This window comes from Gillisia sp. JM1 (assembly GCF_000424645.1).
Lineage (GTDB): Bacteria > Bacteroidota > Bacteroidia > Flavobacteriales > Flavobacteriaceae > Gillisia.
In genome coordinates this window covers 93,019-106,171 of sequence record NZ_KE384219.1, presented here as the reverse complement: position 1 = coordinate 106,171, position 13,153 = coordinate 93,019, and the positions used below count along the sequence as shown (strand labels likewise).

10 protein-coding genes are annotated in these 13,153 nt (G+C 34.6%); 2 read left to right on the top strand and 8 right to left on the bottom strand.

Features of this window, described 5'->3' with window-relative positions:
• Positions 1-100 precede the first annotated feature (100 nt).
• The 3 genes from H033_RS0114785 to H033_RS20370 form a co-directional block, all read right to left on the bottom strand.
• Positions 101-1,498, bottom strand: a complete 1,398-nt coding sequence (locus H033_RS0114785) for a tetratricopeptide repeat protein (protein WP_026839003.1) — start codon at positions 1,496-1,498, stop codon at positions 101-103.
• A gap of 98 nt (positions 1,499-1,596) precedes the next feature.
• Positions 1,597-2,784 carry an aspartate aminotransferase family protein gene (locus H033_RS0114780; RefSeq protein ID WP_026839002.1) on the bottom strand — a complete coding sequence of 396 codons (1,188 nt, stop codon included), beginning with the start codon at positions 2,782-2,784 and terminating at the stop codon, positions 1,597-1,599.
• 5 nt (positions 2,785-2,789) lie between these two features.
• A complete protein-coding gene (locus H033_RS20370; protein WP_410503529.1) occupies positions 2,790-4,592 on the bottom strand; it encodes an OstA-like protein in 1,803 nt (600 codons plus the stop codon).
• 289 nt (positions 4,593-4,881) lie between these two features.
• On the opposite strand from H033_RS20370, the gene H033_RS0114770 reads away from it, so the two are divergent.
• Both H033_RS0114770 and H033_RS0114765 read left to right on the top strand, forming a co-directional pair.
• Complete coding sequence (locus H033_RS0114770) at positions 4,882-5,664, top strand: ferritin-like domain-containing protein (RefSeq protein ID WP_026839001.1); 783 nt, start codon at positions 4,882-4,884, stop codon at positions 5,662-5,664.
• 28 nt (positions 5,665-5,692) lie between these two features.
• Positions 5,693-6,529 (top strand): ferritin-like domain-containing protein, encoded by an 837-nt coding sequence (locus H033_RS0114765; protein WP_026839000.1) that lies wholly within the window; start codon positions 5,693-5,695, stop codon positions 6,527-6,529.
• Positions 6,530-6,798: 269 nt separating this feature from the next.
• On the opposite strand, the gene H033_RS0114760 is transcribed toward H033_RS0114765, so the two are convergent.
• From H033_RS0114760 to H033_RS0114740, 5 genes are all read right to left on the bottom strand, one after another.
• On the bottom strand, positions 6,799-8,070 hold the full coding sequence (locus H033_RS0114760) for an adenylosuccinate synthase (RefSeq protein ID WP_026838999.1): 1,272 nt from the start codon (positions 8,068-8,070) through the stop codon (positions 6,799-6,801).
• 6 nt (positions 8,071-8,076) lie between these two features.
• Complete coding sequence (locus H033_RS0114755; protein ID WP_026838998.1) at positions 8,077-8,535, bottom strand: Fur family transcriptional regulator; 459 nt, start codon at positions 8,533-8,535, stop codon at positions 8,077-8,079.
• A gap of 29 nt (positions 8,536-8,564) precedes the next feature.
• A complete protein-coding gene (locus tag H033_RS0114750) occupies positions 8,565-10,778 on the bottom strand; it encodes a RelA/SpoT family protein (protein WP_026838997.1) in 2,214 nt (737 codons plus the stop codon).
• 42 nt (positions 10,779-10,820) lie between these two features.
• The gene (locus H033_RS0114745) at positions 10,821-12,053 is read right to left on the bottom strand and encodes a M48 family metallopeptidase (RefSeq protein WP_026838996.1); all 1,233 of its coding nucleotides are present in this window, start codon (positions 12,051-12,053) and stop codon (positions 10,821-10,823) included.
• A 92-nt stretch (positions 12,054-12,145) separates the two neighbouring features.
• Positions 12,146-12,952: a TrmH family RNA methyltransferase gene (locus H033_RS0114740; protein ID WP_026838995.1), complete on the bottom strand. Its 807-nt coding sequence runs from the start codon at positions 12,950-12,952 to the stop codon at positions 12,146-12,148.
• Positions 12,953-13,153: the final 201 nt, after the last annotated feature.

The following is a 13,153-nucleotide window of genomic DNA, read 5'->3' as shown; positions in this document are numbered from 1 at the left end:
AAAATACTTTTAAATTTCTAGGCATCCCGACCGCTATTGGGACACATAATTAAACCCTCATTGAGGGATTAAAAAATTATTTTCAAAAGTAATTAAAAAATTAGGACGTCTTTATGTAAGAATTGATAATTTCTTTCACGCTTTTTCTACTGAAGATCTGTGGGAAAAGTTCCTCTATGATAATGTAGTATTCAGAATCTAATTTAAGCCCGTTATTTAAATGGAAATATCCTTTGTCGCCTTCATTTAAATTAAAAAATAAGCCTGCCAATCGATATTCGATTTCTGCAGAATCAGGATAAAATTCTACTGCCTGCATTAAGTTTTGAATAGCAGTTTCGTACTCACCCAACCCAATAAGAATATCACACCTTCTTATCCAAGTTTCCAGCTCGTAATTACCAAGCTCAATAGTTTTTTGATACCCGCGTTCCGCTTCTTCAAAGAAACTAAGCCTGCTATTGATCTTTGCAAAACGCTTCCAATAAAGTACATTTTCCTCGTCAATATTAATTGCTTTATTAATATAATAAAGTGCTTTTTTATAATTCTTCTTCTTGAAATAAAAATCGGTAATTGCAATCCATCCTTTATCTAACAAAGGATCTTCATGAACGGTTTTGGAATAATTTTCCAAAGCATATTCGTCCATGCCTAATTTCTCAAAGCACTTACCTATTCTTAAGTAAGCAAAAGAGGTGGGATCATCTAGATCTAAAGTTATGTTGTAATTTTCTATTGCTTCATTATATCTACCTAATTTCTCTAAGACTTTTCCTTTTTCAAGGTAAGCCCCAATAAAATAATCATCGCTAATTATGGCGAAATCAAATGCCATTAAAGCCTTATCTAATTGTTTAAGGTCAAAATATTGCTTTCCAACTTGATGCCATGCAACTTCGCAATATGGATTCTTGTTAAGAAACGCATTTAGAAAATCTATAGATTCATTTTTTTGCTCCAGAAAATCGAAACAATACATTATATTATATAGCGCAGAATAATCTTCTTCATCTGCCTCCAAACATTGCATAAAGCTTTGCTTGGCATTTTCAAAATCTTCTAAGAATAAATATTCCATTCCTAATAAGGAATAAACATCTGCGGTATCTAGAGTTATTTCAAGGGCAAGTTCTAACATTTGGATCGCCTTTTTGTGATCATCTCTTTTGGAGAAAATATTGGCTTTCTGAATAAAAATCTCCTCATTGGAAGACTCCAAAGTATGTAGTTCGTTCAAGAGACCATCTGCTAAGTCTAATTTATCCTCAAATACAAGGATTTCAACTCTAAATAGTTTCAGATTCGTAGAAGTGGGGTGTTGGGCCAATCCTAATTTCACGGCTTTCTTGGCCAATGCAATCTTACCATTCTCTAAATAATGATGAATGATATCCTCAAATTCTTCTGAATCAAAAAACAACACATCGTTTGTTTTTAGCATAGATTCAAAACGGGTAAGTGAGAAATTGTTTTCTTCGTTATGACTTAATTGCATACACTGGGGATTACGTGATTTCTACAGTATTAAAGTTATAAAGATAACACTCATACTGCACGGGTATTTATATTGTTTTTAACAAAGTAATTAACAAGTTAGAATTGATTTTCAATTTCATTTAAAATGTCAATAATAATGCCACATCCTTCTTTAATTTCCTGATTATTAATTGTTAAGGGAGGAGTTATTCTAATGGCGGTTTTTTTAAATAAAAGCCAAAACAAAATTAGACCTTTCTCTTGTGCTTTCAAAATAATTGTAGTCGCCATTTCTTCTGAAGTGGTTATCACAGCCAGCATAAGTCCTATTCCACGGATTTCTTTAATAAGTGGGTGTACAAGAAGCTCTCTGAATAATTTTTCCTTCTGAAGAGCCTCTGCCATAAGGTCAGATTCTGTAATCTCCTGTAAAGTAGCTAATGCTGCTGCGGCAATTACAGGGTTACCTCCAAAAGTGGTGATATGTCCCAATTTCGGATTGTCCATTAGGGTATCCATCACTTTTTCTGAAGCAGTAAAGGCGCCAATAGGCAGCCCGCCACCCATGCCTTTTCCCATTACCAAGATATCTGGAACCATATTATAATGCTCAAATCCAAATAATTTACCGGTACGTCCAAAGCCTGGCTGGATCTCATCTAAGATCAACAATGTGCCAACTTGTTCACAGTGTGATTTTAGTTTTTGTAAGTAGTTATTTTTGGGAACTATAAATCCGGCACCTCCTTGGATAGTTTCTAGTATTACTGCTGCGGTGTTCTCTGTAATGCTTTTAAAATCTTCTCCAGCATTAAAATTTAGGAAGCTAACGTCTCCAATAAGGGGTCTAAAAGGAGCGACCCGCTCTTCAAAGCTCATTAAACTTAGGGAACCCATTGTGTTTCCATGATAGGCCATTCTTGCTGCAATTATTTCAGACCTTCCTGTAGATCTTCTAGCTAATTTTAAAGCACCTTCAATAGCTTCGGTTCCAGAATTAGTGAGATATGTTTTGCTTAAAGATTTTGGTAATTTCTTGGCGAGAAGTTTGGTTAAAGCAACGGCAGGGGATAAGGCATATTCACCATATACCATCACATGTAAATATTTTTCGGCTTGATCTTTAATAGCGTTTACCACACGAGGATGACAATGCCCTAAGCTGCATGCCGAAACTCCGGCTACAAAATCTAAATGCTTTTTTCCCTGTATTGAATAAATATAGGAGCCTTTAGCATGAGATATTTCCATAGCTAAGGGATGCGGAGTAGTTTGCGCTTGATATTTTAAAAAATCTTCTTTCAACTATCTTAAATTTTAGTAGTTCCTTTTCCAGATTTCTTCTTTTTCTCTAATTTTTTTTTCTTGTCTAATAAAAGAGAATCAATTTTTTTTATAGGAACTCCTAAACTATCAACTTTGGTGTCTTTTAGATCATCTGGAGTTAATCTGGAATTCTCATTCAATAAGGATGGTTCTCCGTTAGTTTCATCAAAGAAGTCCTCTTGCTCCTCGGGTAAGGGTATGCCTTTGATCTTCGTTAATTTTGGGGGTTCTTCGCCTTTAAATAGATCAGATTTTTCTAATAACTGTTCTTCTCCACGCCAATTAAAGCCGGGAAGTTCTCTTGCATTTGAGGGAAATTCTTCAGGGGGCGTAAGAGTACCGTCTACTTGTTTGTAATAATAGATGTCTCGAATTGTTTTATCTTCAAAAAGGATCTTTATAGAGCTAGACAATGTTTTATTAATTCCTAGCAATTCATTCTCCTCATTCCTGCTATAATAGATAGTTTCCGTATTTTTTATTATATCTACCTGATACAGCTCATTATTAACAAATAATCCAGTGAGTTCTTTTCCTTTTACTTGATTATAACCTTCTATACTATCTTTCTGAATAAGAAATGCATCATAAAAGACCTTGAGAGAATCAAGTTTTTCTGTTACAGGATTATTTAGAATATGAATGGTATCTCCAGTCATCTGGTTATTATCTGACCAAATTACTGGTGTTCGTTTTTTAGAAACAGACGTTGAAGGCACATTCCCAATATTTAAAAGCTTCGTGATTCCTTTTTTCTGATTCACATAAATAGAATCACTTTTTCCGCTAATATCACTTTTAAAGAGCTTAACATTGTAAAAACCTCTTACGATCCTGTTTTCTGGTTTTCCTGTGATCATTAGCGTGTCACTATGAATAAATATAGAATCCTTATCCTGAATTGTAGCAGCTAAAGCACGCTTGGTTATAAAGACAGAATCTTTTTCGCGATAGAATTCAGCATAATGACCAGTTATTAAACTATTATTTAAAGTATCGGTTACTTTAATATTGTTTGTGCCTGAAGCAAAACTTTTAGCTCGATTAAAATATAAGCTGTCTCCTTCAAGAACTCTGTTTTCATAATCTATTCTGGAATTTTTTACAAAATACCCAACATCCCCTCTGGTGTCATAAAATCCACGCTCACAATAAACAGTGCTTGTTTCACTTACTATAGTTGTTGGTCCATATAAATAAGCAGCACCACTATCTGAATAGAAATCCAATTGCTGAGAATTTATAGTGTATTTAGGGTTGGTTACTTTTACATCACTAAGGAATGAATACTTATCCTGATCCATATAATACCTACCAATTCTACTGGTAAGGACACTGGCAGTATCGCGAACAGTTCCGCCACTCCTGTAATAGGCTTGTTGTTTTACTCTATCAAAGAATAAAGTATCTGTTTCTATAGAAGATTGGGGTCGGCTCATTTTTACATTACCGCTCGCAAAGGCAAACTGAGTAGTTCCATTATACTCTGCATACTTACTTTGCATAGTAACAGTATCTCCCTGTTGCATCCTTACATTTCCATAGGCTTTAAAAAAATTTGCTTCATCATAGTGAATTGCCTGATCACACCATATCTCTATCCCTTCATGAATAAAATGAACCTGATTGGTCACTTTGCTCAAGATAATGGCACCGGGATATTTAACTTCATCTTTTAAAGTCCTGTCACTGGTGTAATCTATTTTTTTGGATGTTTGTGCATATAAGCTACCAATGGAGCAAAAACATAGCAATAAGGCAACTATATAATAGATGGATTTTTTCAAACTGGATAATTTAAATCAAAAGTAATGAAAACCCATATAATGATAGAGCTGGTTAATTAAAAATAAGTAAACTGAATATATTTGAGTGATTTTTAAAAATAAATATGCTTTAAACCAGTCTCAGAAGGGATGCCGAAAATTGTTGGAGAATGGCTAATACTCATAAACTTTTCTAAATTTTAACTATTATTAATAGTTATAAAATTGCTTTAAGAAAAAATTAACTCGCTGTTTAAATCCGAATTTGTCTTTCTCCCGTAAGTTTGGATATAATCTAGAAAACTTAATTATGAAAAGACCAGTTATCAAAGTGGAAGTTTCTACAGAAGCCCACTCAAAAAAAAGTAACTCGCGTAGACAATTCCTAAAAATGGGAAGTTTAGCAGTTGTTGGATCCAGCTTATTCTTATATGGATGTAATAATGACGACGACAGTTCAGGCCCTATTACTCCTCCACCTGGAGAAGCTTTTGACTTAGGTGCCGGGAATTTGGGAATTTTAAATTACGCCTATGCTCTTGAACAACTTGAAGCTGAATTTTACACTCAAGTAGTTGCAGGATCTTATTATACAGGCTTGGCCGATGGTTCAGCTGAAAAAACACTTCTTGAAGATGTTTGGTATCACGAAATAATACACCGTGAATTCTTTAAAACAGCTATTACAGCTGTTGCTCCAAATGATATATTACCAGATTTGGAATTTGATTTTAGCAGTGTTGATTTTAGCAGCCGTGCTTCTGTGCTTGGTACATCTTTAGTATTAGAAGATACAGGAGTATCTGCATATAATGGAGCAGGTCAGTTAATTGACGTGACTGCACCAATGGGCGGTACCTATTTATTGCTTGCAGGAAAAATTGTTTCTGTTGAAGCAAGACATGCTTCTGCATTCGCAGATTTAATAAACCCAGGTTCTGCAGATTTTGCTAGAGATGGCATCTTGGTGAACGAAGGGGGAACTGGACTGGCCTATGACAAAGCATTACCGCCAAGTGAGGTTCTTGCTGCAGTTGGAAACACAGGATTTGTTACAACTCCATTCACAGCAGATCAATTACCAACCTCATAATTAATTTATCAATTTAAAACGAAAAGAAATGAATTTATTAAAAATATTAGATAACCTTTCTAATGAAGAGCTTTTAAATACAAAAAGTTCTAGAAGAGGCTCTATCAGTCAATTTAAGAATACAAGTAAGAATATTGCTTTGGCATCTATTCCTTTTGCATTAGCCGCTACCAGTAGCAAAGCAAAAGCTGCAACTGCATCAATGTCTGCTGCAGCATTCCAAGCGACTCCAACAGAAGTGTTAAACTTTGCTTTAACTTTAGAATACTTGGAGCGTAATTACTACCAAATAGCAATGGATACCGATGGGCTTATCCCTGAGGCAGATCGTGCAGTTTTTGCACAAATATTAAAACATGAAACTTCTCACGTAGATTTTTTCAAAGCAGCTGTAGAAGGTTCAGGTGAAGAAGCTATTGCTGAGCCAACTTTTGATTTTACAGGTGCGCCAGGAGGTTTAGACTTAGATCCTTTTGGAGATTATCCAACCTTTATGGCGTTATCCCAAGGTTTTGAAGATACTGGTGTAAGAGCATTCAAAGGTCAGGCTGGAGCATTGGCAAACGATAATGCTTTATTGACTTTTGCTTTGCAAGTACACTCTGTAGAGGCAAGACATGCTTCCCAAGTACGTAGGATGAGAGGCCAGAAAGGTTGGGTAACCGGTGGTACCGCTGCCAGTAACGGTCTTCCAGATGTTTTTAACGCAATTTATGCAGGAGAAGCAAACACTGTACAAGGTGGTGTAGAGCTTGCTACACTGTTTCCTACTTTTGGAGGAGCTCCAGCCGTTCAGGAAGCTTTTGATGAACCATTAACTATGGATGAAGTACTTGCTATTGGTGGAATATTTATAGTTTCATAATTCTAGATTAATTTGAATTATGTTAAAATGCCTTTCAGAAATGAAAGGCATTTTTTTTGTTTAACATATTTTATAAAAAAATTACTGTATGTCCGCTTTTGTTCCAGTAAATAGTTTTTTATTAATTAATTACAGGTTGTTACCGTCATACTGAACTTGTTTCAGCATCTCAAATATGTGGTATAAGACCCTGAAACAAGTTCAGGGTGACGCGACCATTTCAGATAGGATAATTTGGTCACTGTACTCTAAACGGATATACAAAAAAATTATCTATGGATAGTTTGCTTTCTATCTGGTCCCACAGAAATTACAGAAATAGGAGTTTTTAATTCATTCTCCAAAAATTTCACATACTCCATAAATTCTTTAGGTAGTTCGGAAGCTTCTGTCATCTTAGTAAGATCTTCTTCCCAGCCTTTAAATTCTGTATATACAGGAGTAACATTTTCTGGCTCTATATTATAAGGTAAATGTGTAATTTCTTCTCCTTTATATTTATAAGAAGTACATATTTTTAAAATTTTAAAACCACTTAGTACATCCCCTTTCATCATGATTAGTTGGGTGATACCGTTTATTTGCACTGCATATTTTAGCGCAACAAGATCTAACCATCCACATCTTCTTGGACGCCCTGTTGTAGCTCCAAATTCATTTCCAACTCTTCCCATTCTTTCTCCATCTTCATCGAAAAGCTCAGTAGGGAAGGGGCCACTTCCAACTCTAGTAGTATATGCTTTAAAGATTCCAAAAGCATCTCCAATTTTGTTTGGAGCAACTCCTAGTCCTGTACAAGCTCCTGCTGCAGTTGTATTAGAAGATGTCACAAAAGGATAAGTACCAAAATCTATATCTAATAAAGATCCCTGAGCTCCTTCAGCTAAAATAGATTTTCCATTTTCTTGTGCTGTTTGTAAGTATTGCTCACTATCTATAAACTTCAAGGTTTTTAATAGTTCTACAGCCTTAAAGAATTCTGTTTCTAATTCGGCTAGATTATATTGTACATCTACATTATAGAAACTTATCATAGCTTCATGCTTGTCTGCCAATAATCTGTATTTTTCTTTCCAATTGTCCAGTTCAAGATCCCCAACACGAATCCCATTTCTTCCAGTCTTGTCCATATAAGTTGGTCCAATCCCTTTAAGTGTAGAGCCAATCTTGGCTTTTCCTTTAGAAGCTTCAGAAGCTGCATCTAGCAACCTATGAGTAGGAAGAATTAAGTGAGCTTTTCTTGAGATGTAAAGATTTTTTCTATAATCCGTTTTGAAAGCATCTAGATTTTCAAGTTCTTTTTTGAAAATAACAGGATCTATAACCACCCCATTTCCAACAAGATTTATGGTGTCTTTATGAAAAATTCCGGATGGAATCGTGTGAAGAACATGTTTTTGACCATCAAATTCCAAAGTGTGACCTGCATTTGGCCCTCCTTGAAATCTAGCGATTATGTCATATTTTTTGGTAAATACATCTACAATTTTACCTTTTCCTTCATCTCCCCATTGTAATCCGAGTAGTAAGTCTACTGCCATAAATATCTAATTAGTTGATTGTTTTTTTGTGCCGTAAAAGTATAAAGAATGTTTAGAAACTTCAATATTAAAAACTTCTTCTATTGTTTGTTTTATACTTTGAATTCTAGGATCGCAAAATTCTATTACTTCTCCTGTATCAGTTAAGATTATATGATCGTGTTGCCTATCAAAATAAGATTTTTCATACTGCGATTGATTTTGGCCGAATTGATGTCTTCTCACCAAACCGCAATCTAAAAGCAATTCTATAGTATTATATAAGGTGGCTCGACTCACTCTATATTTCTTATTTTTCATACTAATATAAAGCGACTCAATATCAAAATGCTCTTCATTATTATAGATCTCCTGTAAAATAGCAAAACGTTCCGGGGTTTTACGATGCCCTTTATCTTCCAAAAATTTGGTAAATACATTCTTTACTACAGCCTGATCGTTCTTATTTCCACTTTTCTTGCTCATAATATTGCTTCGTTTGCAAAGGTATTGGTTTATTCTCTTGACACCTTATCTATCCCACTTATTTTTTTAAGATGTTCTATTAGTGTGTCTAAGATCGAATTGTTTTTTACAATAACAGTTATTTTACCAGTAAATACACCATCTGCACTATCAAAATTAATACTTCGCATATTTACATTCATGCTTTTTGAAATTTCTTTAGTGATCTCACTAACCAATCCTAAATTATCTATTCCTCTTAAATTTATGATCGCCTTAAAATCTTGTTGTGACGAATCTATCCATTTTGCCTGAATAATTCGATAGGCATAATTACTTTGAAACTGAATGGCATTGGGGCAATCCTTTTTATGAACTTTTATTCCTTCACTAACAGTAATAAAACCGAACACCCGATCTCCGGGAATAGGGTTACAACAATTAGCTAATTTATAATCAAGAACCTCTTCTTCCTTACCAAATACTATCTGATCGTACTTGGAGGTGATTTCTTCTTTGTTAAGATCTTCTGCTACAGGTGCTTTTCTGATCTTATTTTTAAAGTAGCTCACAAAAGCATTGCTTCTATTGGCTGTAAATTCCTTTAAACTTTTGTTATCTATTTTCCCAATTCCAACTCTATAAAAGAGATCTAAGCTGGTTTTTAGTTTGAAGTGAATCACCAACTCATTGATCATACTCTCGTTAAAACTGAGTTTTTGGGATTTTAACTTCCTTGCAAGAACAGCTTTTCCTTCTTCTGCAAGTTCTTTTTTCTCTTCTCTTAACGAAGATTTTATCTTAGCTCTAGCTCTAGCGGTGCTTGCATAGTCTAACCAGTTAACATTTGGCTTTGCATTGTCTGAAGTGATGATTTCTATTTGATCGCCACTTTTTAATTCATGACTTAGCGGTACCAATTTGTTATTCACCTTCGCACCACGAGTATGTAGGCCTATGGCCGTATGTATGCTAAATGCAAAATCTAATGGCGTTGCTCCCTTTGGCAAAGATTTTAGATCTCCTTGTGGAGTAAATACAAAGATCTCCTTGGCGTATAAATTCAGTTTGAATTGCTCAACAAAATCTACAGCATTGGCTTCAGAATTTTCCAAAGCTTCCTGTAATCTGTTTAACCATTCTTCCATGGTCTTTTCTTCCTGCTCGACGCCTTGTTTGTACTTATAATGAGCCGCATAGCCTTTTTCGGCTATTTCATTCATTCGCTCACTTCTAATCTGGACTTCTACCCATCTTCCTTTAGGCCCCATTACAGTAATGTGCAAAGCTTCGTAACCGGTAGATTTAGGTGAAGAGATCCAATCCCGTAATCTTATAGGATTTGGTCTGAAATGATCTGTAACGATGGAATAAATTTTCCAGGCTAAGAACTTTTCATTTGCTATATCACCTTTATAGATTATACGAACGGCAAACTTATCGAAGACTTCATCAAAAGTAATATTTTGGGTCTTTATTTTTCTCCAGATAGAATAGATAGACTTTGGCCTTCCTTTAATAGTATACTCTAATTGCTCTTGGTTTAAAGAGTCTTTTATAACCTGTGTAAATGCATCAATATATGCGTCTTGCTCTTGTTTACTTTCTCTAATTTTCTGAAGAATATCATTGTAAACTTCAGGTTCAGTATATTTTAAACTGAGGTCTTCAAGTTCAGTTTTAATACTATACAAACCTATTCTGTGTGCAAGAGGCGCGTAAATATATAGTGTTTCTGAAGCTATTTTAACCTGTTTATCTGGTTTCATAGCATCCATAGTTTGCATATTATGCAACCTGTCTGCAATTTTAATGATGATTACTCTAACATCGTCGTTAAGTGTAAGCAACATTTTTCTGAAATTTTCTGCTTGTAGAGAAACATCTTTATCTTGTTGCTGCTGTAAATGCGAGATCTTGGTAAGACCGTCTACGATCAAAGCAACAGTTTTACCAAAAATCTTTTCAATTTCTTCTATAGAATAAGTGGTGTCTTCTACTACATCGTGCAATAATGCAGCAGCAATGGAGGTAGCATCCAATCCTATTTCTGAAGCTACTATTTTTGCAACCGCGATAGGATGAAATATGTAAGCCTCTCCAGATTTTCTACGCTGATCTTTATGCGCCTCTACAGAAGTATCAAATGCCAATCTAATTAAATTTTTATCTTCTTTCGATAGGGATCTGTAACTTATGCGTAACAATTCTTTATACTGGCGCGCAATTTCTTTATTTTCTTTTACTACTGCAGCTTCTGTCATAGCTTAAAATTACGATTAACATTGTAAAGAAACAACTACAAACTAAGAGCTTAAGTTTTTAATTCGCTGTAATAAGGTTGGGTGCGAATAATGCATAAAAACATAAGCTTTATGTGGGGTTAAGTTGCTTAAACTAGATTTGGATAATTTTTTAAGACTGGAAATCAATGATTCCGAATTATAAGTGTTTTTAGCAAAATCATCTGCCTGATATTCAAATTTTCGAGATAAATAATTCATTAATAAACCAGTAATTTCTGAAATAGGACTGTACAAAATCCCGAAAGCGATCAACCCAATATGAAAACTCGGATTTTCTACTCCTAAGGCTTGAGAGAGTAACTCATTTCCAACAAATATGGACAATACCCACAGAGTTAATCCTGTGGTTAATATGGAAGCCAGTAGATTTACAATTATATGCTTTTTCTTATAATGTCCTACTTCATGCGCCAAAACACTAACAATTTCTTCTTCGCTAAGATCATTAACCAGTGTATCATAAAGAGTGATCCTCTTTTCTTTACCAAAGCCAGAGAAATAGGCATTTGCCTTAGTGCTCCTCTTTGAGCCATCTATTATAAAAATATTATCTAACTGAAAACCTACTTCATGGGCATAGGCTTCAATTTTAGACCGAAGCGAACCATCTTGAAGTGGAGATTGTTTGTTGAAAAGTGGAACAATGAGCTTTGCATAAAACATATTGGTAAACACAATAAAAGCGGTAACCATGATCCAGGAATACCACCAAAAATCGGTGGAAGTTAATTGGTAGAACCATACTATCAATGCTAAAATTCCACCTCCAACGATGATCAGCAAACCCCAAGATTTCAATTTATCTAATACAAATAATTTCTTTGTGGTTTTATTAAATCCATATTTCTCCTCGATCACAAAGGTGCTGTAATAGGAAAAGGGAAGTGTGAGTATATCACTGGCAAACATGATTATCCCGAAGAAAATTAAGGCTTTATAAATAGGATTCTCAGTAAAACTACCAGCAACTTCATTTACATATGCAAAGCCTTCAAAGAAGAGAAAACCCAATAAAATGATCAATGAGAAAGCAGAAGAAACTACACCGAATCTATATACCTCTTTCTTGTAATTCTGAGATTTTCGATATTCTGCATCATCATATACATCTTCCAATTCTTTTGGGATTGGATCATTAAACCGACTTGCATTTAAAGAATCTAAAATTTTATCGATTATAAAATCGATTAAAATGATTGCAACAATTATATAAAATAAGATTTCAGCACTCACGTAGAATATTTTTTTGGAGAAAAAGATTAATATATGTGATATAATTGAATGAATAACGATAATTAGCATAAATGATGCTACTTTCAGTTTTACTAGAAAAAACCTCGTTGGCGTTTGGCTTCGAAAATTAAAATTCCAGCCGCTACAGATACATTCATGCTATCTATTTCTCCACTCATAGGAATAATGATGTTTTGAGTAGAATGATCTATCCATTCTTTGCTTAAGCCTGTTGCTTCAGTTCCAACAACTATTGCTGAAGAATTAGTAAAATCTATTTCAGAATAATTTTTTGAAGCTTGTAGTGCAGCAGTATAAATAGAGATCTTATGTTTCTTTAAAAAACTGATGATTTCTGAAGTAGTTCCAACTGCAATGTTATTTGTGAAAACACAACCTACACTAGATCTAATAATATTAGGATTAAAAAGATCGGTTTTGGGATTGGCAATGATTACAGCATCCATATTCGCAGCATCTGCAGTTCTTAAGAGCGCTCCAATATTCCCTGGTTTTTCAGGAGCTTCAGCAATCAACAATAATGGATTCTTGGAGTTTAGCTGAAGCGAATCCAGAGATAATTCTTTAGATCTAAATAAAGCCATCACCCCTTCTGTGCTACCACGATAAGCGATCTTTTCATAAACATCTTTAGAGAATTCAGTAATCAAGGGCTTGTTTTCAGTATTTGTGTTCAGTTCTCTCAAACCTTCAGCAGGAAATAAAGAATCACAAAAAAAGAATTCTTCGCAAATATACTTCCCCTTAAAGGCAAGCTGAATTTCCCTAAGTCCTTCTACAATAAAAACACCTTCTTTTTTTCTGTTTCTGGACTTTTCCTGAAGCTGAAGCAGTCTTTTAACAGCCGGATTCTGTGCGCTAGATATTTGTTTGATCATAGTGTAAAAATAAGTACTTATTGATAGTTACAAATCAAAAACCTCTGAAATTATCAGAGGTTTTTGATTAAAAATGAAAATAATTTAAATTCTGTCCCGATGTCTATTTGTCATCCCGACCTTAGGAGGGATCTCTTATTGAGTCGGATTTTGCTTCGTTGAGATTCTTCGCTCCACTGCGTTGCGCTCTGAGTGACAACC